The organism is Streptomyces odontotermitis (genome assembly GCF_050510915.1).
Classification (GTDB): Bacteria; Actinomycetota; Actinomycetes; order Streptomycetales; family Streptomycetaceae; genus Streptomyces.
This window is the reverse complement of the sequence record NZ_JBNJLS010000003.1, coordinates 373,218-395,673: the sequence shown is the minus strand read 5'-3', so window position 1 is coordinate 395,673 and position 22,456 is coordinate 373,218. Positions and strand designations below refer to the sequence as shown.

The window sequence follows — 22,456 nt, the reverse complement described above, 5'->3', positions numbered from 1 at the left end:
CGTTTGATCGATCAAAGAGGCCGCAATGGTCCTCGATTCCGGGCCGGAGGGCCCTATTCGGAAGAGCCGGGCCGCAGCAATGCCGCCCTGACCTGGTATTTCTCAGGGGACTTTGGACCTAAGTTCGCTTGTGAAAGCATTCACAAGAATTTCCTGGATTTCCTGTGGTACGCCCCCCTGTACGCCCGGTCAGGCCAGGATTTCCGCGATCCCGAAGCCCGTGAGGACCGAGACCGTGACGGTGATCAGGCCCGGCAGCATGAAGGAGTGGTTGACCACGAACCGGCCGAGCCGGGTGGTGCCCGTGCGGTCGAAGTTGATGGCCGCGAGGAAGGTGCCGTAGGTGGGCAGCAGGAAGTAGCCGTTGACGGCCGGCCACATCGCGATGAGCAGCGGGGCCGGGATGCCGAGGGCGACGCCGAGCGGCATCAGCGCCTTGGTGGTCGTCGCCTGGCTGAACAGCAGGGCGGACAGGACCAGGAGCATCACCGCGAAGAACCACGGCTGGGAGCGGGCGATGCCGCCGAGGGCGTCGGTGATGCGGTGCTCGTTGGCACCGATGAAGGAGAGGCCGAGCCAGGACAGGCCGAACACGCCGATGACGGCGACGAGTCCGGAGCGGGCGACGTCGGAGCCGGGGATGCGCTTCGCGTCGACCTTGCAGACGAGGAGGATCAGCGCGGCCACGGCCATCATCAGGATCTCGATGGTGGCGGCCATGGACAGCGGCCCCTTGCCGTCGGCGGCGCCGGGGCGCAGGGAGGGGAAGAGGCCGCTGAGGACGACGGCCGCGGTGCCGAGGAGGAAGAGGCAGGCGGACCAAGCGGCGCGCGGGGGAAGGGAGTTCGGCTTCGCGAGGGGCGCCGTGGGCGCCTGTGCCGTCGTGGGCGCGGGCGCCGTGGTGGGAGCCTGTGCCGTCGTGGGCGCGGGCGCCGTGGTGGGCGCCTGTGCCGTCGTGAGTGCGGGCGCCGTCGCGGGGGTCTGTGTCGCCGTGGGCACGGCTGCCGTCGCCAGAGCGGGCACCGGCTCGGGCGCGGGCACCCCCGCTGTAGCGGGCGCCTTCTCGGGCGCGGGCATCGCCCCGGGCACAGGCGCCGCCCCGGGCGCGGGCACCGGCTCCAGTTCGCCCGCTGCCAGGCGGCGCTGGTACTCGGCGTCCTGCTCCAGTGGCTTGCCCACGCGGCTCTGCACCGTCGCCGCGACCAGGACGCCGACGAGGGTGGCCGGGACCGCCACCGCCATGATCTTGGGCAGCCCCCAGCCGTCCTTGTCGAACAGCACGATCATGGCCGCCATCGCGGCGGAGACCGGGGAGGCGGTGATGCCGACGGTGGCGGCGATCGACGAGACGGCGATGGGGCGTTCGGGCCGCACGCCGCCCTCGCGGGCCACGTCGTGGATGACCGGCAGGAGCGGGTAGAAGACGTGCGCCGTGCCCGCGCCGAGGGTGAAGAGCCAGGAGACGACGGGGGCGATGAAGGTGATGCGGGACGGATTGCGGCGGATCACGCGTTCGGCGACGCCCACGAGGTAGTCGATCCCCCCGGCTGTCTCCATGGCCGCCGCGGCCATGATCACCGCGAGGATGATCAGCATGACGTCGACGATGCCGGAGGTGTCGGCCGGGGCCACGCCGAAGACGGTGGCCAGGACGAAGACGCCCACCGCGCCCCACAGCCCCATCGCCACCCCGCCCCTGCGGGAGCCGAGGGCGATGGCGCCCACCATGACGGCGAGTTGGAGGAACATGCTGAGCACGGTGGTGACCCTTCACGGTTCGACGGCAGGTGCGGGACATGGCGGAGGGCCGGACGGTTTCCCGCCCGGCCCCCTGGAATCCGTACGAGCGGCGGATCAGCTCGGCGACTCCGCGCCCTTGCGGGCGTAGTACCACCAGCAGACGACGATGCAGCTGGCGTAGAAGCCGACGAAGCCCCACATCGCGCTGGTCACGGCGAAGTTGGCGAACAGCGCCGGGATGAAGAAGAAGCCGTACGCCGCGATGGCCGCGGTGAAGCCGGTGACGGCACCCGCCTCCATCTCGGTCTGCTTCAGCGCCTTCGCGTACTCGGGCGTGCCCTCCGTGAGGCCCTTCAGGTGGTGGTTGCGGAAGATCACCGGGATCTGGCGGAAGGTCGAGCCGTTGCCGATGCCGGAGAAGAAGAAGGCCGCGAGGAAGCAGAGGAAGAAGCCCGTGAAGTTGCCCGAACCGGAGCCCGCGGGCAGGAAGTTGATCACGCCGATGATCGACGCCGCCATGCCCACGAAGGACAGGATGGTGACGCGGGCGCCGCCCAGCTTGTCCGCGATCCAGCCGCCGGCCCAGCGGGCCAGGGCGCCGAGGGCCGGGCCCATCCAGGCGTACGTCGCGACCGAGTAGGCCGGGAACGTGGTCTTGATCAGCATCGGCAGGGCCGCGGCGAAGCCGATGAAGGAGCCGAAGGTGCCGACGTAGAGCCAGGTCATCAGCCAGTTGTGCTTGCGCTTGAAGATGATCTTCTGCTGGCTGAAGGAGGTCGAGGCGCTCTTCAGGTTGTTCTGGCCGAACCAGGCGATGAGCGCGAGGACGATCAGGACGGGGACCCAGAGGAACGCGGCGTTCTGGAGGTAGACCTCCTTGCCGGTCTTGCTGTTGTGCTGGCCCGAGCCGAGGGCGATCACCGAGCTGGTGATGACGATCGGGGTGAGCAGCTGGACCACGGAGACACCGAGGTTGCCGAGGCCGCCGTTGATGCCGGTCGCGTTGCCCTTCTGGGCCTTCGGGAAGAAGAAGCCGATGTTCGCGAGCGAGGACGAGAAGTTGGCGCCGCCGATGCCGCACAGGGCGGCGATCATCGCCATGGTGGTGAAGGACGTGGAGGTGTCCTGGATCGCGATGCCCAGCCAGATCAGCGGGACGATCAGGACGACCGTGGACAGGGCCGTGAAGGTGCGCTGGCCGATCTTCGGACCGAGGAAGGTGTAGAAGATGCGGGCCGTGCCGCCGGTGATGCCCGGGATCGCCGTCAGCCAGAACAGCTGAGAGGTGGAGAAGCCGAAGCCGACGTCCTTCAGGTTGGTCGCGGTGACCGACCAGACCTGCCAGACCACGAAGGCGACCAGGAGCGCGGGGACCGCGATCCACAGGTTGCGCGTGGCGACCTTCTTGCCGGTGGACTTCCAGAAGAGTTCGTTGTCCGGCTCCCAGTCGGTGATGGTCCTACCGGGGCGGTATTGCGCGGGGTCGTACGACGTACCAGCGTCGGCGGCCTGTGCCTGAGTGGCGGCGGATCTCATGACGTGTCCCAGTTCGCTACGGGTCCTGACCTATCCACGATCCGTCTCAAAGCGCCCTGGTTGCAGAGGCGTTGGACACCCGCTGAGCAGCCTGAAGTCACCCATGTAAAGGGGACTTCAGACCCCGCCCACGCTGACCCCGCCCACGCTGAGCCCGCCCACGCTGAGCCCGCGCACCCCGACCCCGCACACCCCGACCCTCCGCACTCAGACCCCCCGCACTCAGACCTCGTGCACCGGCAGCGCCACCGACGGGTCGTCCAGGCACGCCCCGGTGCGCAGGTCGAACTCCTGCTTGTGCATGGGCGAGGCGACGACGGGGACGCCGCCGCGGGTGCCCATGACGCCGTTCGCGATGACGTCGGCGCCGGAGAACGGGTCGCGGTTGCCGAGGGCGTACACCTTGCCGTCCTCGTCCTTGAAGAGGGCGGCCTCGGTGCCGTCGGGCAGCACGGCGGCGCGGCCGCGGCCCGGCTCCAGGAACTCGGGGGCGCCGCCGAGGTCGTAGCCGACGTCGATGCGGCCGAAGCGGGCCAGGGCGGCCGGGTCCTCCAGGACGGCCTTCCACTCGTCGCGGTAGGCGGCCACGTGCCGCTCCATCTGCGCCTCCAGTTCGGCGCAGAGGCCCAGCTCGTCCTCGATCAGGACGGCCTTGAGGTGCTCCAGGCCGCCCATCCGCTCGCACCACGGGGCGGTGCGCTCCAGGCGCTCGCCGGTGCGCAGGTAGTACATGAGGAAGCGGTCGATGAGGCGGAAGAGCTCGGCGGCGGTCAGGTCCGCGGCGAGGAGGTCGGCGTGGCGGGGGGTGGTGCCGCCGTTGCCGCCGACGTAGAGGTTCCAGCCGTTGGCGGTGGCGATGACGCCGATGTCCTTGCCCCGGGCCTCGGCGCACTCGCGCAGACAGCCGGAGACGCCGCCCTTGATCTTGTGCGGGGTGCGCAGGCCGCGGTAGCGCAGCTCCAGGTCGATGGCGAGCTGCACGGAGTCGCCCTGCCCGAACCGGCAGAACTTGGAGCCGACGCAGGACTTCACCGTACGGAGCGACTTGCCGTAGGCGTGGCCGGACTCCAGGCCCGCGTCCACCAACCGCTTCCAGATCGCCGGGAGTTGTTCGGCGCGGGCGCCGAAGAGGTCGATGCGCTGGCCGCCGGTGATCTTCGTGTAGAGGCCGTAGTCGCGGGCGACCTCGCCGATCGCGATGAGCTTGTCGGGGGTGATCTCGCCGCCGGGGATGCGCGGGACGACGGAGTAGGTGCCGTCCTTCTGGAGGTTGGCGAGGAAGAGGTCGTTGGAGTCCTGGAGGGCGGCCTGTTCGCCGTCGAGGACATGGCCGATGCCCAGTTCGGGCGCCAGCGTGCCGAGGACGTTGCCGACGACCGGCTTGCACACGGCGCAGCCCGCGCCGCCCCGGCCGTGCTTCTCCAGGAGCTCGGTGAAGGAGCGGATGTGCTCGGTGCGGATCGTCTCGTAGATCTCCGAGCGGGTCAGCGCGAAGTGCTCGCACAGGCCCCGGTCCTTCTCGATGCCCGCCGCTTCCATTTCGGCGTCGAGGACTGCCTGGAGCGTGGAGACACAACCGCCGCAGCCCGTACCGGCCTTGGTGCACTTCTTGATGCCGCCGACGTCGGTGAGGGAGTTCTCGGCGACGGCGGCGCGGACGGCGCCCTTGGTGACGTTGTGGCAGCTGCACACGACGGCGTCGTCGGGCAGCGTGTCGGCGCCCGGCGCCTCCGCCCCGGAGTTCGGCACCACGTACGCCTCCGGGGGCGCCGGGAGGGCGCGGCCCGCGTGCGGCTTCAGGGTGCCGTACGCCTCGGCGTCGCCGACGAGGATGCCGCCGAGCAGCTGTCCGTCGGGGCCGAGCAGCAGCTTCTTGTAGACGCCCTCACGGGAGTCGGAGAAGACGACGGAGACGGCGCCGTCCTGCCCCTCGGGGGCGAACGGGTCGCCGAAGGAGGCCACATCGGCCCCCATGAGCTTCAGCTTCGTGGAGGTGTCGGCGCCGGTGAAGACCTCGGTGCCGTCCCCCGCGAGGGCGCTGGCCGCCGCGTCGGCCATCTGGTAGCCGGGCGCCACCAGACCGTAGACGCGGCCGTCGGCGGTCTGCGCGCACTCGCCGATCGCGTAGACGTACGGGTCGGTGGTCCGGCAGTGCTCGTCGACGACGACGCCGCCCCGGTCGCCCACAGCCAGGCCCGCCTCGCGGGCGAGCCGGTCCCGGGGACGTACGCCCGCGGAGAAGACCACGACGTCGGCGCTGATGGTGCGGCCGTCGCTCAGGTGCAGGGTGCGGGCGGCGCCGTCCGCGTCCGTCTCGACGCTGCTCGCGCCGACGCCGGTGTGCACGGCCACGCCCATGCCCTCGATGGTGGCGCGCAGCGCGGCGGCGCCCCCGTCGTCGACCTGCAGCGGCATGAGCCGGGGGGCGAACTCGACGACGTGCGTCTGCAGCCCGAGGGTGCGCAGCGCGCCGGCCGCCTCCAGGCCGAGCAGTCCGCCGCCGATGACGACGCCGGTGCGCCGGTCGCCGGCCTTGGCGTACGCGGTGAGGGACTCGACGTCGTAGAGGGTGCGGTAGGTGAAGCAGCCGCGGGCGTCCGCGCCGTCGATGGGCGGCACGAAGGGGTAGGAGCCGGTGGCGAGGACCAGCGCGTCGTAGGCGAAGCGGGTGCCGGAGGTGGTGGTGACGGTGCGGGCCGCGGTGTCGATGTGCTCGGCGGGGTCGCCGAGGCGCAGCTCGATGCCGTGGCGGGCGATGAACTCCGGGGTGCAGAGCGAGAGTTCGTCCTCGCCGGAGCCCGTGAAGGCGGAGGAGAGGTGCACGCGGTCGTACGCGGCCTTGTCCTCCTCGGCGAGCACGACGACCTGCCAGCCGGGGCCCGCGGGGTCGGCGGGGTCGATGAGGGCACCGCGTTCGGCGAGGGTCTCCAGGAGACGCTGACCCACCATTCCGTGGCCGATGAGCACCAGGGTCTGGATCATGAGGGGCACACTCCGTCGTACTGGGGGCTCCGCCTTCGGGGGCCGCTGTCTCTGCCTACGAGGGCCACGCCTACGAGGGCCGCTTCCTCTTCGACGGTAGGCCGGGGACGGAGTGCGTCCCGTCCGGGAAAGGCCCCTGTGCCGGGGACCAAGGGCCCCCGGGGTCAGGGCCTTCGGCGGGCGGGGAGGGCGCTCGGGAGGCATAGCGTCGTAAGGGACGGGCTGCTCCCCGACCGAGAGCGCGGCCCGCACGATGCGGCTTCCGGGGCGGGAAATGCGGCGACACCGTTTCCCGCTCCGGTTCCGCTGACTCCCTCCCGGGCAGGGCGGCCGTCGCTCTGCCGGGGCAGCGGCCTTCTTGCCCGAAGGGGTGCTCCATGTCACCGGCTTCGCCGAGTCCGTCCCCCGTCGCCGGACGGGCTCAGTCCCTCGTCCTCGCCGTGCACGGCAGCGCGCTTCCCGCCGCCTCGGCCACCCTCGCGCGCCTCTGCGACGCCGTCGAACTCCGCCTCGGCACCCGCCCCTTGGTCGGTCATCTCGACCACCAGGCGCCCTCCCTCTCCGAAGCCCTCGACGCCGCCGCGCCCGGTGCCGTCGTCGTCCCCCTTCTCCTCGGTGACGGGTACCACCGCACCGTCGACATCCCCGCCGTCGTCGAGGGCCGCGGCTGTGTGCTCACCGAGAGCCTCAGCGGTGCGCCCGCCGTCGCCGCCGCGCTGCACGGGCGCCTCCGGGAGGCGGAGAACGCGGCCGCCGGAGGTGACTGCGGCGCCAGGGCCGACGCCGTGGTCCTCGCCGCCGCCGGGTCCTCGCGGGCCGGGGGCAACGACGGGGCCGAGATCGCGGCGCGGCAGCTGCGCGCGCGGCTGCCCGTGCACGGGGCGCCCGTGGAGGTCCCCGTCGTGGTGGCGTACTGCTCGGCGGCCGAGCCCACCGTTCCGGACGCCGTCGCGCGGCTGCGCGCCGCGGGGTACCGGAGGGTCGCGATCGCCACGCACCTGCTCGCCCCCGGGCGGTTCACCGTGGCCCTCGCGCGGGCCGGGGCCGACCTGGTCGCCGAGCCGCTCGCGGACCACCCGAGGATCGCGGAGCTGGTGGCGGACATCGTGGGGCGTGCGGGTGTCCGTTCCGCTCCCGTGGGTGCCGCAGCCTGAATCGGCGTTCCGGTTCTGCTGTGCTTGGCCCATGACGCCAAGCAGCGACCTGCCGTCCGGGGCCTCCGGGCCCCACGCCTCCCCCACCGCATCCACCTCTCCCGCCGCGCCCGCCGTCGTCCCTCCCCCACTGCGCCCCATGGCCGCCCGCGGCCGCGAGGAGGAGCACCGCGCGGCGACCCCGCTGGAGCTCTTCTTCGACCTCTGCTTCGTCGTGGCGGTGGCCCAGGCCGGCGCCCAGCTCGTGCACGCCGTCGCCGAGGGGCACGCAGGCGAGGGCGTGCTCAACTACGCGATGGTGTTCTTCGCCATCTGGTGGGCCTGGATGAACTTCTCCTGGTTCGCCTCGGCGTACGACAACGACGACGTGCTGTACCGCGTCGTGACCCTCGTGCAGATCGCCGGTGTCCTCGTGCTCGCCGCCGGGGTGTCGAAGGCGTTCCAGGACCATGAGTTCCTGGTCGTCTGGCTGGGCTACGCGATCATGCGCGTGGCGATGATCTCCCAGTGGCTGCGCGCCGCCCGGTCCACGACGGGGGCCGAGCGGGGCACGGCGCTGCGGTACGCGGGCGGCATCGCCCTCTGCCAAGTCGGCTGGCTGGGGCTGCTGTTGCTGCCGGAGGCGGGGCGGGCCTGGGTGTTCCTGGTGATGGCGGTCCTGGAGATGTGCGTACCGGCGTACGCCGAGCGGCGCTTCACCACGGCCTGGCATCCGCACCACATCTCGGAGCGCTACGGCCTGTTCACCATCATCGTGCTCGGCGAGACGATCGCCGCGGCGACGGTCGCGGTGAAGGAGGGCATCGACGAGAACGACGCGCTGGGCGAACTGCTTCCGCTCGCCGCGGGCGGACTCCTCGTCGTCTTCGCCGCCTGGTGGATCTACTTCGTGGTGCCGATCCACGGCCATCTGCGCTCCAACAGCCAGGCGTTCCTGTGGGGTTACGGCCACTACCTGATCCTCGCGTCGGCGGCCGCGATCGGCGCGGGCATCGAGATCGCCGTGGAGCAGGACCTCGGCAAGGCACACATCTCGACGACGGCCGCGTCCGCCGCCGTGACCATCCCGACGGCCGTCTACCTCCTCACGGTCTGGCTGCTGCACTCGCGCTACTTCAAGGTGGGGCTCGCCCAGCAGCTGGTGCTTCCGGTGACGGCGGTGACGGTGCTCGCGTGCACGTTCGCGGGGCGCTCCGCGGTGCTCCTCGCGGGGATCGTCTCGGCGCTCGCCGTGGTGACGGGGACGACGCTGACCTCCCGTATGGTCCGCGCGGAGGCCAGGGCGGCCGCCTGAGAGAGCGCCTGCCGCCCCCACCCGGCTCCCGTTCCGCTCCCCCGGTCAACTCCCGTGATACGTATGGAAGATGGCCACGACAACCGGCACCCCAGGCGCCGCCGCCAAGAACCCGGCGGGCGCCCTCACCGACATCCCCGGCCTGCGCGTGGGCCACGCCACCCGCACCGGTGACGGCTACCTCACCGGCACCACCGTGGTCCTGGCCCCGCCGGGCGGCGTCATCACCGCGGTGGACGTGCGCGGCGGCGGCCCCGGCACCAAGGAGACCGACGCCCTGGACCCGCGGAACCTCGTCCAGCGCATCGAGGCGATCGTCCTGACCGGCGGCAGCGCGTACGGGCTGGACGCGGCGTCCGGGGTGATGGCGTGGCTGGAGGAGCAGGGGCGCGGCGTCCCCGTCGACCCGTCCGATCCGGCGCGCGTGGTGCCCGTCGTCCCGGCCGCCGCCGTCTTCGACCTCGGCCGGGGCGGCGACTTCACGGCCCGCCCCGACGCGGCGACGGGCCGCGCGGCCGTCCTGGACGCGGCCGGCAGCGAGGCGGGCGCCCCGGTCGAGGAGGGCAGCGTCGGCGCGGGCACGGGCGCCCTCGTGGGCCAGCTCAAGGGCGGGGTCGGCACGGCGGCGACGGTGCTGCCCTCGGGCATCACGGTCGCCGCCCTCGTCGTGGCGAACGCGGCGGGCTCGGGCGTGGACCCGCGGACGGGGGTGCTGTACGGGCGGTACTTCGAGGACCCCGGGGACCCGCAGGACCCCGAGGCGCCCGTGCTCCCGGCGCACCCCTCCCCCGAGATCCACGCCGCCGCCACCCGCCGCCTCGCCGGCCTCGCCGCCGCGAACGGCCCGGCACCCCTCAACACCACCCTCGCCGTGGTCGCCACGGACGCCGACCTGAACCGTGCCCAGGCCCAGAAGCTCGCGGGCACCTCGCACGACGGCATGGCGCGCGCCGTCCGCCCCGTGCACCTCCTCAACGACGGGGACACGGTCTTCGCCCTGGCCACGGGCGAGCGCCCGCTCGCCGAGGGCAACCCCCTCGCCCTCAACGAGATCCTGGCGGCGGGCGCCGACCTGGTGACGCGGGCGATCGTGCGGGCGATGCTGGCGGCAGGGTCGGCGCAGACTCCGGGCGGGACGTTCCCCTCGTACAGCGAGCTCTACGGAAATAACGGAACCAATGGTTCCAACGCACCCAACAGCACAAATTGACCATATAGCCACACACACCACCAAAGGGCTCAACTCCTGCCACTCGGCCTGGAGTTGAGCCCTTCTTGTGCTCTCGCTCACATCAAGCGGAGGGAACCTTTCCGGCCTCGGCTCTCTCTTTACCCGTACTGGAACAGACCCCACGTTCGCCGCCTACCTCGCACAAATGGGAGCAACCCGTGTCCAAGCGCATCCTTCTGGCCACCGCCGCACTCGCCGTCGGCGCGCTGACCCTTACGGCCTGCGGCGGCGACGCGGACGCCAAGGACGACGGCGGCAAGAAGGGCTCGGCCGCCAAGGGCGCCGACATCAGCATCTCCTCGAAGGACGGCGCGACCGACGCCTCCATCAACGCCACCGGGGTCAAGGTCAAGGGCGGCAAGCTCACCAGCGTGAAGATGACGCAGGTCACCAGCGGCACCGCCGTCGAGGGCACGCTGGCCTCCGACGGTTCCAGCTGGAAGCCCAAGGCCCAGCTGGAGCGCGGCACGAAGTACAAGGTCACGGCCAACGCGAAGGACGGCAGCGGCAACGAGGCGACGGAGAACGCGACGTTCACGACGGTCTCGTCCGCCAACAGCTTCATCGGCACCTACACCCCGGACGACGGCAGCAAGGTCGGCGTCGGCATGCCGGTCTCCTTCACCTTCGACAAGCCGATCACCAACAAGAAGGCCGTGCAGTCGCACATCACGGTCAGCTCCGACAGCGGCCAGAAGGTCGTCGGCCACTGGTTCGGCACGCAGCGCCTCGACTTCCGGCCGCAGGAGTACTGGAAGGCCGGCTCCAAGGTGACGATGAAGATAGCCCTGGACGGCGTGAAGGGCGCGAACAACGCGACGGGCGTGCAGAACAAGACGGTGACGTTCACGATCGGCCGCGCCCAGGTCTCCACGGTCGACGTCAAGTCCCACCAGATGACCGTCGAGCGCGACGGCAAGGTCATCAAGACCGTCCCGATCTCGGCGGGCAGCCCGCAGAACCCCACGTACAACGGCCAGATGGTGATCTCCGAGAAGTTCACGCAGACGCGGATGAACGGCTCGACGGTCGGCTTCGGCGGCGAGTACGACATCAAGGACGTGCCGCACGCCATGCGCCTGTCGAACTCCGGCACCTTCATCCACGGCAACTACTGGGGCGCCCCGTTCGGCAGCGGCAACACCAGCCACGGCTGCGTCGGCCTCCAGGACGCGCGCGGCGCGGGCGACCCGGGCACGCCGGGCGCCTGGTTCTTCAGCAACTCGATGATCGGCGACATCGTGACGGTCAAGGGCTCCCCGGACAAGACGATCGCCCCGGACAACGGCCTCAACGGCTGGAACATGGACTGGAGCGCGTGGACGGCGGGCAGCGCGGTCTGACGCGCCCCGCGCACCACACCGGAGCGCCAACACCACCGAGCCGCGCGGGAACTTGCCCGCGCGGCTCGCACGTTTTCCCGTTCCCGGGCATGATGTCCGACCGAGGGGCTACGTTATGCACCCACGGGGTGACATGCAGCAACGCACAACGCCGGGAGGTGCCTTGAGCGTTCCGTACGAAACGGCGTACGAGTACGAGCCACCCGAGTCGCACGAGCCCATCGCCCCCGATGAGCACCTCGCGCGGCTGCTCGCCCGCGCCATGAATTCCTTCGACCTGCCGGACGAGGTGGTGCACCGCCTGGAGTTCGCCCTGGCGTACGACAGTTCGCTGCACTCCGCGCACCACAGCGCGGGCCTGCACCGCGAGACGTACCGGCACACCTGGCTGCTCAGCGACGGCAGCGCGCTCACCCTCTGGGAGCTCGCGCACAACACCGCCCCCGGCAGCCGCCCCCAGTACGAGGTGTACGCGGACGAGGAGGAGGCCGGCGTCGCCACGGCCCGGCTCCCACTGCCCCCGGACGCACCGGTCTGCGAGCTGCCCGTCGCGCTCCAGCTCCCGGCCCGCGCCCTGCCCCGGCACACGTACGTGCCGGACGACTCGGCGGATCACGGGCGCCGGCTGCTGCGCCGCGCGGAGAACCCGCCGGGCGCGGACCGCCCCGGCGAGGAGACGGCGCGGCTGCTGCGCTCGGCGTTCGCGCACCAGATCACGCAGGCGTTCGGCCGGCCCTGTGTGGCGGGCGAGGCGCGGCTCGGCTTCTCGCTGTACGAGCACGCGTTCCTGCTCTTCGACGGCTCGGAGCTCAGCCTCTGGGAGGTCGAGCACACGGCGACGCCGGACGGGCGGCACATGTGCGAGGTGTACGTGAGCGAGGACGCGGCCCGCACCGCGATGGAGCGGCGTGCGGCCTCGGCCGCAGCTACGAACGGCCCTCGCTAGCTACGAACGGCCCTCGCTGAACTGCCGGACCAGACCGGCGAAGGCCACGCGCTCGGTGGGCGTCAGCTCCACCGTCTCGATGTGCGGCGGGCCCGACTGCGCCGGGAGGCCCTCCAGTGCCTGGGTCTGGCGCCAGACCTCCACGTCGAAGCGGTCCTTGCGCAGCACCCGCACCAGGCCGACGGCCCAGACGACGGTCGCCACGGCGAGAACGGCCACGCCTATCTGCTGAACAATCGAGACACCCTGGAACATGCGGCCCAGTAGACAACACGGTCCGGGACTTCGGACAGGGGGGTTATGGGACTTAGGTCCTGAAGTGACGCAAGTCGCATAACCCCCCGCAACTCAACCATTGCCGCAGACCGCCTCAGACGGCCACCGCGACCTTCGCGTCCTCGGCCTTCTCCGCCGCCGTCTCCGACTCCGCAGGCACCGTCTTCCGCGCCCCCTTCAGGAGCACCACCACGGCCGTGGAGACGGCGACCCCGGCGGCGATCGCGACCAGGTAGAGCCACGGCTGACCGATCAGCGGGACCACGAAGATGCCGCCGTGCGGGGCCCGCAGCGTGCAGCCGAAGGCCATCGACAGGGCACCGGTGACCGCGCCGCCCGCCATCGACGCGGGGATGACCCGCAGCGGGTCGGCCGCGGCGAACGGGATCGCGCCCTCGGTGATGAAGGAGGCGCCGAGGAACCAGGCCGCCTTGCCGTTCTCCCGCTCCGTCCTGGTGAAGAGCCGGCCGCGCACGGTCGTGGCGAGCGCCATCGCGAGCGGCGGCACCATGCCCGCCGCCATCACGGCGGCCATCACCTTCAGGGAGCCCTCGGTGGGGTGGGTGAGCCCGCCGACCGCGAAGGCGTAGGCCACCTTGTTGAGCGGGCCGCCGAGGTCGAAGCACATCATCAGGCCGAGGATCACGCCCAGGATGATCGCGTTGGCGCCGGACAGGCCCTCCAGCCAGTCGGTGAGCGCGCTCTGCAGCGAGGCGATGGGCTTGCCCACGACGAGGAACATCAGGAAGCCGACGACCGCCGAGGAGATCAGCGGGATCACCACCACCGGCATGATGCCGCGCAGCACGGCCGGGATCCGGACCTTCTGGATGCCCATGACGACGGCGCCCGCGAGCAGACCGGCGGCGAGTCCGCCGAGGAAGCCCGCGTTGATGGTGATGGCGACGGAGCCGCCGACGAAGCCGGGCACGAGCCCGGGCCGGTCCGCCATTCCGTACGCGATGTAACCGGCGAGGACCGGCACCAGGAAGGCGAAGGCGAGCCCGCCGATCTGGAAGAGCAGCGCGGCCCAGCTGGTGTGGTCCGTCCACACGAAGTGCTCCGCGACGGACGGGGCCTTGTCGATCTTCCAGCCGCCGATGGCGAAGCCGAGCGCGATGAGGAGGCCGCCCGCGGCCACGAACGGAACCATGTAACTGACGCCGGACATCAGCCACTTGCGGAGCTTGGTGCCGTAGCCGTCGCCCTCGTCCCCGCCGCCTTCCACCGGCGTGGGGCCGGTGGGGGCCGTGGTCTCGCCCCGGGCCGCCTTCTCCCGCACCTCGGCGATGAGTTCGGCGGGGCGGTTGATGCCCGCCTTGACGCCGACGTCGACGGTGGGCTTTCCGGCGAAGCGGGGCTTGTCGCGGACGGGGACGTCGTGGGCGAAGATCACGGCGTCCGCTGCCGCGATGGTGGCCGGGTCCAGCTTGGTGAAGCCCGCGGAACCCTGGGTCTCCACAGTGAGTTCCACACCCGCCTCGCGGGCCGCGGCCTCCAAGGACTCGGCGGCCATGTACGTGTGGGCGATGCCCGTGGGGCAGGACGTGACGGCGACAATCCTGAACTCCGGTGCAGGAGCTGCCGGTTGGGCGGGCGCGGCCTCCTCCTCTGCGGGCGCGGCCTCCTCCCCTGCGGGCTCCGCTTCCTCGCCCAGGATGAGCGCCGCGGCCTCCGCCGCGTCAGCGGCCCCCCGCAGCGCCCCCTTGAACTCCTCGTCCATCAACTGCCGCGCCAGCGACGAGAGGATCGTCAGATGCGCGTCGTCCGCCCCCGCCGGGGCCGCGATCAGGAAGATCAGGTCCGCGGGGCCGTCCGGGGCGCCGAAGTCGATGCCCCGGGCCGAGCGGCCGAAGGCGAGGGTCGGCTCGGTGACATGGGCGCTGCGGCAGTGCGGGATGCCGATGCCGCCGTCCAGGCCGGTCGGCATCTGGGCCTCGCGCGCGGCCACGTCGGCGAGGAACCCGTCCAGGTCGGTCACCCGGCCGAGGGCCACCATCCGCTCGGCGAGCGCGCGGGCGGCCGCTTCCTTGGTGTCGGCGGACCGGTCGAGTTCGAGGTCGACCAGATCCGCGGTGATCATGTCGGTCATCGCGGGCTCCTTCGCACGCGTATCGCCTGAGCGGCGGGGACAACAGCGGGGACGGGGATGCGGGGGTTCATGACGCGGGCTCCGTCAGTACGCGGTCCAGCGGGACCTCCGCCGTCACGGTGACCGCCTCCGGCGCGAGGTCGGACGGCTTCGGCATCACGCTGCCGGGCAGCTGGACGGCGGCCGCGCCGTGCGCCACCGCCGAGGCGAGGGCGTAGGGACCGGCGCCGCCCGCGATCAGGAATCCGGCGAGGGACGAGTCACCGGCACCGACGTTGCTGCGGACCGCGTCGACGCGGGCGCTCGCGAAGTACGTGCCCGACGCGTCGACCAGCAGCTGGCCGTCCGCGCCGAGGCTGGCGAGGACCGCTCGCGCGCCCGACTCCCGCAGTTCCTCCGCCGCCTTGACCGCGTCGCCGACCGTGGTGAGGGGGCGCCCCACGGCCTCGGCGAGCTCTTCGGCGTTGGGCTTGACGACGTCGGGGCGCTCGGCGAGCGCGGCGAGCAGGGCGGGGCCCGAGGTGTCGAGGGCGATCCGGGCGCCCGCCGCGTGGGCGCGGGCCACCAGCTCCGCGTACCAGGAGGGCGCGAGGCCGCGCGGCAGGCTGCCGCAGCAGGCGATCCAGTCGGCGCCCGCCGACCGCTCGCCGACGGTGGAGAGCAGCGACTCCCGCTCCTCGGCGGAGAGTTCGGGGCCCGCCGCGTTGATCTTCGTCAGGGTGCCGTCCGGTTCCGCCACCGCGATGTTCGAGCGGGTCTGCCCGGCGACCGGGACCGGGGCGACCTCGATGTCCTCCTGCGCCAGCAGCTCGGCGACGAGCGCGCCGGGTGCCCCGCCGAGAGGCAGCACGGCGAGGGTGCGGACGCCCGCGGCGGCGACGGCCCGGGAGACGTTGACGCCCTTGCCGCCCGGGTCCATGCGGTCGGCGGTGGCGCGGACGACCTCGCCGCGGTCCAGGGACGGGACCTCGTAGGTGCGGTCGAGCGAGGGGTTGGGGGTGACGGTGAGGATCATGGGGGTGGGAGCCAGTTCCTTGGTGGTACGGGGGCCCGGGCCCGGGGCCGGGGCCGGGGCCGGGGGCGGGGGCGGGGGCGGGTCGGTCGCAGCGGCGTTCACGCGCGGACGACTTCCGTCATGCGCGGACGACTTCCGTGCCCGCGCGCTCGATGGCGGCGGCGTCGTCGTCGGACAGCCCGCTGTCGGTGATCAGCAGGTCCACATCGGCCAGGTCGCCGAAGCGGGCGAAGTGCTCCTGGCCGTGCTTGGCGGAGTCCGCGAGCAGCACGACGCGGCGGGCGGCGGCGACGGCGGCGCGCTTCACGGCGGCCTCCGCCAGGTCGGGGGTGGTGAGCCCGGCGGCCGGGGAGAAGCCGTTGGCGGCGAGGAAGACGACGTCGGCGCGGATCTCCCCGTACGCCCGCAGCGCCCAGGCGTCGACGGCCGCGCGCGTGCGGTGGCGGACCCGGCCGCCGATGAGGTGCAGCTGGATGCCGGGGTGGTCGGCGAGCCGGGCGGCGGTGGGCAGGCCGTGCGTGACGACGGTGAGCTCCGACTCCAGCGGGATCGCCGCCGCGAGCCGCGCCACGGTGGAGCCCGCGTCGAGGATCACGCTGCCCTCGGCGGGGAGTTCGGCGAGGGCGGCGCGCGCGATGCGGTCCTTCTCGTCGGCGGCGGTGGACTCGCGCTCGGCGAGGTCCGGCTCGAAGTCGAGGCGCCCTGCCGGTATGGCGCCGCCGTGCACGCGCCGCACGAGCCCGGCCCGGTCGAGGGCCTTCAGGTCGCGCCGGATGGTCTCGGCGGTGACCTGGAACTCCTCGGCCAGGGACAGCACATCGACCCGGCCGCCGTCGCGCGCGAGCCGCAGGATCTCCTGCTGTCGCTCCGGTGCGTACATGTCCGCCTGCCTCCACCTGATGCCCGAATCTGTTGTTTCACCGCGAGGCTACGGCCGGGCTTGGGGAAAGTAAACAGTTTCGGGCGCAGGGCGGACACAAACGGACTTTGGACCCGGGAGCGGAGGACCGAGGTCCGCCCCGACCAGAGGGCGCGTCATGCCCCTGTGGCACAATCTGCCACCTAGTCAGACCTGGTCATGTGTGTCCTGTGCGTCATGTGAGGTGTCTCAGCGGTGCGTCGGCGGCGGTTCCTTCTCTCCACGGCCGGGCTCACCGGCACCACCGCGCTCGGCGCGGCGGGCTGCGCCACGGACGACCAGGTGACGCTCAAGGTCCTCGTCGCGAGCTACGACAAGAGCGTGGGCTCCTCGATCAGCGATCAGTGGGACGGGCTCGTCGACTCCTTCGAGAAGAAGAACTCCGGCATCAAGGTCGACCTGGAGCGCATCCCCTTCGAGAAGCTCGACCGCACCCTGGCCCGCCGGATCGCGGACGGCGACGCCCCCGACATCGCGCACGCGAACGTCTTCGCCCCCTACGCCGAGGACGACAAGCTCTACGGCGCGGACGACCTCTTCGACATCCGCACCCAGGCCGACTTCACCCCCTCGTACGCGGAGGCGGGCAGCGTCGACTACGTCCAGTACGGCATCCCGTTCCTCGCCAGCACCCCGCGCCTCTTCTACAACAAAGAGCTCTTCAAGCGGGCCGGTCTCACCGCCGCGCCCGCCTCCTGGGCCGAACTCCGCGCCGCCGCACGGGCGTTGAAGGGCATCGGCGTGAAGACCCCGTACGGGCTCCAGCTCGGACCCGAGGCCGCCGAGGACGAGGCGCTGTCGTGGATGCTCTCGGCCGGGGGCGGCTACGCGGGCCTGTCCGGCTATGACTTCGCGAGCCCCAAGAACGTCCAGACGCTGACCTGGCTGCGGGACGAGCTGGTCACGGCCGGGCTCGCCGGGACGGAGCCGGGCGGGCTCAGCAGGACGGCGGCGTACGCGCAGTTCCTGCGGGGCGACATCGGCATGATGATCGCGCACCCCGTCCTGATGGGCGCCGCCGACAAGGCCCGGTTCCCCTACGCGCACGCCGCGTTCCCCAAGCGGGAGGGCGGGGCCGCGGCGCCGCTCGGCCTGTGCGACTGGATGATGGCGTTCAAGCAGCGCGGCCACCGCGACGCCTGCGGCGCCTTCCTCAGCCACATCTACAGCGCCGACTCGGCGACCACGTACGGCGGCGGCCAGTCCACCCTCCCGGTGACCAGCTCGGGCTCGGACGCGCTGCGCGCCGACTCCGCCCACCGCGCGCTGTGGAAGTTCGTGGACCAGATGCCGCGGGCCGAGTTCCAGCCGGTGAACCTGCGGTCGTGGCCGACGGTCCGGGCGGCGATCCGCAAGGAGATCGGCTCCGCGGTCGTACGGGGCGGCGATCCGGCCACCGTCCTGAAGTCCCTGGACACGGCGGCGACCCGGGCGGACCTGCGGGCCCCCTGAGCCCCCTGAGCCCCCTGAGACGCCGCGACCCCGGCAGTGCCGTGAGGGCCTGCCGGGGTCGCGGTCATCAGCTGCCCGTACCCGTGTCACGGGGTCAACGCGGGCTCCCGGTCGGTGAGTTCACCGTGCTCGCCGGGGGTGCCGTCACCGGCCGCCTCCTCCTCCACATGCTGGCGCGGCTTCTTCGGCAGCGCGAACATCAGCAGGAAGATGGCGCCGAGGATGGCCGCCGCGTAGCCGAGCGAGTTCTGGAAGGCGTCCGTGAACTCCGGGCCGATCTGCTGCGGCGTGATGGGGTCGTCGATCGTGCCGAAGAAGACGGCCGAGACCAGGCCGAGGCCGAGCGCGTTGCCCATCTGCATCGTGGTGTTGAGGAGTCCGGACGCCGAGCCCGAGTGCTCCCGCGGCACCTCCGAGAGGATCGCGTCGGTCAGCGGTGCCACGATCAGGCCCATGCCGAGGCCCATCACCACGAGCGGCAGCGCCATCTGCCAGGAGGCGATGTCCTGGCCGTAGTGCCCGGCCTCCCAGATGTAGATGCCGATGCCCGCGGCCATGATGAGCGCGCCCGCCTGGAGCACCTTGCGCCCGAAGCGCGGCACGAACTTCTGCACGGAGATGCCCGCGGCGACCGACACCGCGATGGAGAACGGCACCCCGGTCAGACCCGCCCGCAGCGCGGTCCAGCCGAGCCCGGTCTGCATGTAGAGCGTCCACACCAGGAAGAAGATGCCGCACACGATGCCGAAGGTGAGCTGCACCGCGATGCCCGCCGCGAAGCTCTTCACCTTGAACAGCGACAGCTCCACCAGCGGCGAACCGTCCTTGCGCGTCTTGTACTTCTCGTACGCCACCAGGGCCGCGAAGACGAGCAGCGAGCCGCCCATCGACAGATAGCCCCACAGCGGCCAGCCCAGCTCGCGGCCACGGGTGAGCGGGTAGAACACCATCAGCAGGCCGACCACGACGAGGACGACACCGACGAGGTCGAGCTTCAGCGCCTTCGGCGCCTTGGACTCGCTGATGAACTTCCGGCCGAGCAGCAGCCCCGCGATGCCGACGGGCAGGTTGATCAGGAAGATCGGCCGCCATTCCAGACCGGCGATGTTCCACTCCGTGAGCAGCGCGCCGAGCAGCGGGCCCATGACCGCGCCCATGCCGACGACCGCGCCGAAGAGCCCGAAGACCTTGCCGCGCTCGTGCGCCGGGAAGGTGGCGTGCACGATCGACAGGACCTGCGGCACCATCATCGCGGCCATGCCGCCCTGGAGGATGCGCGAGGCGACCAGCATCTCCGGGTTCGCCGCGAAGCCGCAGAGCGCGGAGGCGAGGGTGAAGCCCGTGATGCCGACGAGGAAGAGGCGCTTGCGGCCGTGGATGTCGCCGAGCCGCCCGCCGGTGATGAGCCCGGCCGCGAACGCGAGGGCGTAACCGGCGGTTATCCACTGGATCTGGCTGAACGAGGCGCCGGTGTCGCGCGTGATCGACGGGATCGCGATGTTCACGATCGTCACGTCGACCAGATCCATGAAGGCCGCGGTCATCACGATCGCGAGGGCGAACCAGCGGCGCCGGTCCGCGGGCGCGCCGATGGCCGCGCCACTGCTGGGCTGAGAAGTCATGCCGTAAGGCTAGAGTCCATATAGGTCAGATCACGTCCTAGTTCTACGGGAGCCTGGAGGCATGACGAAGAGCGGCACGTACGACGAGAAAAGCAAGTCGAATACGGATACCCCCGCGCGCCTCCTCCAGCTCCTCTCCCTGCTCCAGACCCCGCGCGAGTGGCCCGGCGGCGAGCTCGCCGAGCGCCTGGACGTCTCGCGCCGCACGGTCCGGCGCGACATCGACCGGCTCCGCGAGCTCGGCTATCCGGTGCAGGCCACGCAGGGCGCGGCCGGCGGGTACCGCCTGGTGGCGGGCAAGGCGATGCCGCCGCTCGTCCTCGACGACGAGGAGGCGGTGGCGATCGCGGTGGGGCTGCGTGCCGGGGCCGGGCACGCGGTCGAGGGGGTGGAGGAGGCGTCGGTGCGGGCCCTGGCCAAGCTGGAGCACGTGCTGCCGTCGCGGCTGCGCCACCGGGTGTCCGCACTGCAGGTGGCGACGACCCAGCTGACCAGCGGCGACGGGCCGAGCATCGCACCCGAGACGCTCACCGTGATGGCCTCGGCGGTGGCGGCGCAGGAGCGCCTGCGGTTCGCCTACCGCGCCAAGGACGGCACCGAGTCACGGCGCCAGACGGAGCCGTACCGCCTCGTCTCGACGGGCCGCCGCTGGTACCTGGTCGCGTACGACCTGGACCGCGAGGACTGGCGGACGTTCCGCGTCGACCGGGTCTCCGAGCCCTTCCCCACGGGGGCTCGGTTCACGGCGCGGGAGCTGCCGACGGGGGACGCGGCGGAGTTCCTGCGCCAGTCCATGTGGCGCGGCCAGCAGGCGCAGACCCACGACTTCGACGTGAGCTTCGACGCGTCGGCCGACTTCATCGCGGCACGTCTGCCCGCGTCGCTCGGCACGGTGACCCCGCAGGGCGCCACGCGCTGCCGCGTCCGCGGCACGGTCGCGGGCTCGCTGGACTGGCTGGCGGTGCGGCTGGCCCTGACGGACGCGGACTTCACGCCGCACGCTCCGCCGGAACTGGTCGAGTCGGTACGGGAGTTGGGGTACCGCCTCACGCGGGCGGCGAGGTAGGGAGCAACAGAAAGCCCACCCGGTGCCGCCGGGTGGGCTTCAGCTCAGGTCCCGCTACGCCGCCGCGTCGAACCCGGTGTCGCGGGCCAGTCGCTTCAGCTCAAGGAGTGCGTGCTTCTCGATCTGGCGGATCCGCTCGCGCGTGAGGCCGTGCTCCTTGCCGACCTCGGTCAGGGTGCGCTCGCGGCCGTCCTCGATGCCGTAGCGCATCTTGATGATGGACGCCGTGCGCTGGTCGAGGCGGCCGATCAGGTCGTCCAGCTCCTCGCTGCGCAGCAGGGAGAGGACGGACTGCTCGGGCGAGACGGCCGAGGTGTCCTCCAGGAGGTCGCCGAACTGGGTGTCGCCCTCGTCGTCCACTCCCATGTTGAGCGAGACCGGGTCGCGGGCCCAGTCCAGGACGTCCGTGACGCGCTCCGGGGTGGAGGAGAGCTCCGCGGCGATCTCGGCGGGCTCGGGGTCGCGGCCATGCTCGCGGTTGAACTCGCGCTGCACGCGGCGGATCCGGCCGAGCTCCTCCACGAGGTGGACGGGGAGGCGGATGGTGCGGGACTGGTCGGCTATGGAGCGGGTGATGGCCTGGCGGATCCACCACGTCGCGTACGTGGAGAACTTGAAGCCCTTCGCGTAGTCGAACTTCTCGACGGCGCGCACCAGGCCCGCGTTCCCCTCCTGGATGAGGTCGAGCAGGGGCAGGCCGCTGCGGGGGTAGCGGCGGGCGACCGCGACCACGAGCCGGAGGTTCGACCGGATGAAGACGTCCTTGGCGCGCTCACCGTCGGCGACCAGCGCTTCGAGCTCCTCGCGGTCCGCGGTGACCTTGCTGTCCTCGACCTCGCCGTCGAGGATCTTCTGGGCGTACACGCCCGCCTCGATGATCTGGGACAGCTCGACTTCCTTGGCGGCGTCGAGCAGTGGTGTACGCGCGATCTCGTCGAGGTACATGCCGACCAGGTCGCGGTCGGCGATCTCGCCGCCTACGGCGCGAACACTGCGTGCACCGTCGGTCTCGCCGGACGCGGCGGACTTACGACGGGCGACGGCACGGGTTGCCATGCGTGCTCCCTTGCAATGGTGGGCTACTGGTCGGCTCTGACCTGTTGTGGTGGACCGCACACCCTGCCGGGTGCCCTGCATCCGATGGAAACAACGACTGGAATCCGGACAGAATTCCCAAGCCGCACATCTATTTTCGTGATCATGCAGTACCCTGTGCCGCCACAGAGGAGGCCCGATGCCGGTGGAAGCGACAGAGGCGCAGGTCAGGCCGGGCGCCGAGGGGGATCTGGAGGCCCTCACGGACATCTACAACCACTACGTCCGTGAGACCGCCGTCACATTCGACACGGCCGCGTTCCTGCCGGAAGAGCGCCGCCCTTGGCTGCTCTCCCACCCCAAAGACGGTCCGCACCGCCTCTTGGTTGCCCAAGAACGCAAATGCGACATTTTCGGCTCCACTCCCGGCGCCGTCCTGGGCTACGCCACCTCAAGCCCTTTCCGCCCCAAGCCCGCCTACTCCACTTCGGTCGAGGTCAGCGTCTACTGCGCGCCCGAGGCGGCCGGGCGCGGCATCGGCACGCTCCTGTACAAGACGCTCTTCGAGGTCCTCGCGACGGAGGACCTGCACCGCGCGTACGCCGGGATCGCCCAGCCCAACGAGCCCTCCGTCCGCCTCCACGAACGCTTCGGGTTCCGCCATGTCGGCACGTACAAAGAGGTGGGCCGCAAGTTCGAGCGGTACTGGGACGTCGCCTGGTACGAGAAGCGCCTCGGTCCCGGGGACTAGGG

At 71.7% G+C, this 22,456-nt stretch carries 17 protein-coding genes; 8 read left to right on the top strand and 9 right to left on the bottom strand.

Features of this window, described 5'->3' with window-relative positions; genetic code table 11:
• Window positions 1-189: 189 nt before the first annotated feature.
• The 3 genes from ACQB60_RS12540 to nirB all read right to left on the bottom strand — a co-directional run bounded on the left by ACQB60_RS12540 (window position 190) and on the right by nirB (window position 6,258).
• Window positions 190-1,749 (bottom strand): SLC13 family permease, encoded by a 1,560-nt coding sequence (locus ACQB60_RS12540; protein WP_496926173.1) that lies wholly within the window; start codon window positions 1,747-1,749, stop codon window positions 190-192.
• A 105-nt stretch (window positions 1,750-1,854) separates the two neighbouring features.
• Window positions 1,855-3,276, bottom strand: a complete 1,422-nt coding sequence (locus ACQB60_RS12535; RefSeq protein WP_496925990.1) for a NarK family nitrate/nitrite MFS transporter — start codon at window positions 3,274-3,276, stop codon at window positions 1,855-1,857.
• A gap of 222 nt (window positions 3,277-3,498) precedes the next feature.
• Window positions 3,499-6,258 carry a nitrite reductase large subunit NirB gene (nirB, locus tag ACQB60_RS12530; RefSeq protein WP_496925989.1) on the bottom strand — a complete coding sequence of 920 codons (2,760 nt, stop codon included), beginning with the start codon at window positions 6,256-6,258 and terminating at the stop codon, window positions 3,499-3,501.
• 377 nt (window positions 6,259-6,635) lie between these two features.
• Between nirB and ACQB60_RS12525 the strand changes: the two genes are divergently transcribed.
• The 5 genes from ACQB60_RS12525 (at window position 6,636) to ACQB60_RS12505 (ending at window position 12,226) form a co-directional block, all read left to right on the top strand.
• On the top strand, window positions 6,636-7,412 hold the full coding sequence (locus tag ACQB60_RS12525; protein ID WP_496925988.1) for a sirohydrochlorin chelatase: 777 nt from the start codon (window positions 6,636-6,638) through the stop codon (window positions 7,410-7,412).
• A gap of 31 nt (window positions 7,413-7,443) precedes the next feature.
• The gene (locus tag ACQB60_RS12520) at window positions 7,444-8,706 is read left to right on the top strand and encodes a low temperature requirement protein A (protein WP_496925987.1); all 1,263 of its coding nucleotides are present in this window, start codon (window positions 7,444-7,446) and stop codon (window positions 8,704-8,706) included.
• Between the two features lie 70 nt (window positions 8,707-8,776).
• On the top strand, window positions 8,777-9,916 hold the full coding sequence (locus ACQB60_RS12515) for a P1 family peptidase (RefSeq protein ID WP_496925986.1): 1,140 nt from the start codon (window positions 8,777-8,779) through the stop codon (window positions 9,914-9,916).
• A gap of 179 nt (window positions 9,917-10,095) precedes the next feature.
• The gene (locus ACQB60_RS12510) at window positions 10,096-11,280 is read left to right on the top strand and encodes a L,D-transpeptidase (protein WP_496925985.1); all 1,185 of its coding nucleotides are present in this window, start codon (window positions 10,096-10,098) and stop codon (window positions 11,278-11,280) included.
• A 163-nt stretch (window positions 11,281-11,443) separates the two neighbouring features.
• Window positions 11,444-12,226: a DUF6227 family protein gene (locus ACQB60_RS12505; protein ID WP_496925984.1), complete on the top strand. Its 783-nt coding sequence runs from the start codon at window positions 11,444-11,446 to the stop codon at window positions 12,224-12,226.
• On the opposite strand, the gene ACQB60_RS12500 is transcribed toward ACQB60_RS12505, so the two are convergent.
• The 4 genes from ACQB60_RS12500 to ACQB60_RS12485 form a co-directional block, all read right to left on the bottom strand.
• Window positions 12,227-12,481: a hypothetical protein gene (locus ACQB60_RS12500; RefSeq protein ID WP_384840453.1), complete on the bottom strand. Its 255-nt coding sequence runs from the start codon at window positions 12,479-12,481 to the stop codon at window positions 12,227-12,229. It abuts the gene before it with no gap.
• A gap of 115 nt (window positions 12,482-12,596) precedes the next feature.
• On the bottom strand, window positions 12,597-14,594 hold the full coding sequence (locus tag ACQB60_RS12495; RefSeq protein WP_496925983.1) for a PTS fructose transporter subunit IIABC: 1,998 nt from the start codon (window positions 14,592-14,594) through the stop codon (window positions 12,597-12,599).
• Window positions 14,595-14,661: 67 nt separating this feature from the next.
• Window positions 14,662-15,609, bottom strand: a complete 948-nt coding sequence (pfkB, locus tag ACQB60_RS12490) for a 1-phosphofructokinase (protein WP_496926172.1) — start codon at window positions 15,607-15,609, stop codon at window positions 14,662-14,664.
• 118 nt (window positions 15,610-15,727) lie between these two features.
• Window positions 15,728-16,489 carry a DeoR/GlpR family DNA-binding transcription regulator gene (locus tag ACQB60_RS12485; protein WP_496925982.1) on the bottom strand — a complete coding sequence of 254 codons (762 nt, stop codon included), beginning with the start codon at window positions 16,487-16,489 and terminating at the stop codon, window positions 15,728-15,730.
• Between the two features lie 234 nt (window positions 16,490-16,723).
• On the opposite strand from ACQB60_RS12485, the gene ACQB60_RS12480 reads away from it, so the two are divergent.
• Entirely contained in the window at window positions 16,724-17,980 is a 1,257-nt protein-coding gene (locus ACQB60_RS12480; protein ID WP_496925981.1) for an extracellular solute-binding protein, read from the top strand.
• 86 nt (window positions 17,981-18,066) lie between these two features.
• On the opposite strand, the gene ACQB60_RS12475 is transcribed toward ACQB60_RS12480, so the two are convergent.
• Window positions 18,067-19,602, bottom strand: coding sequence for an MFS transporter (locus ACQB60_RS12475; RefSeq protein WP_496925980.1), 1,536 nt, complete (start codon window positions 19,600-19,602; stop codon window positions 18,067-18,069).
• Window positions 19,603-19,663: 61 nt separating this feature from the next.
• On the opposite strand from ACQB60_RS12475, the gene ACQB60_RS12470 reads away from it, so the two are divergent.
• Window positions 19,664-20,668, top strand: a complete 1,005-nt coding sequence (locus tag ACQB60_RS12470; protein WP_496925979.1) for a helix-turn-helix transcriptional regulator — start codon at window positions 19,664-19,666, stop codon at window positions 20,666-20,668.
• A gap of 54 nt (window positions 20,669-20,722) precedes the next feature.
• Here ACQB60_RS12470 and ACQB60_RS12465 read toward each other — a convergent pair whose 3' ends face one another.
• Complete coding sequence (locus ACQB60_RS12465) at window positions 20,723-21,724, bottom strand: sigma-70 family RNA polymerase sigma factor (RefSeq protein ID WP_496925978.1); 1,002 nt, start codon at window positions 21,722-21,724, stop codon at window positions 20,723-20,725.
• 178 nt (window positions 21,725-21,902) lie between these two features.
• Here ACQB60_RS12465 and ACQB60_RS12460 point away from each other — a divergent pair, with 178 nt between their 5' ends.
• Entirely contained in the window at window positions 21,903-22,454 is a 552-nt protein-coding gene (locus tag ACQB60_RS12460) for a GNAT family N-acetyltransferase (RefSeq protein ID WP_496925977.1), read from the top strand.
• Window positions 22,455-22,456: the final 2 nt, after the last annotated feature.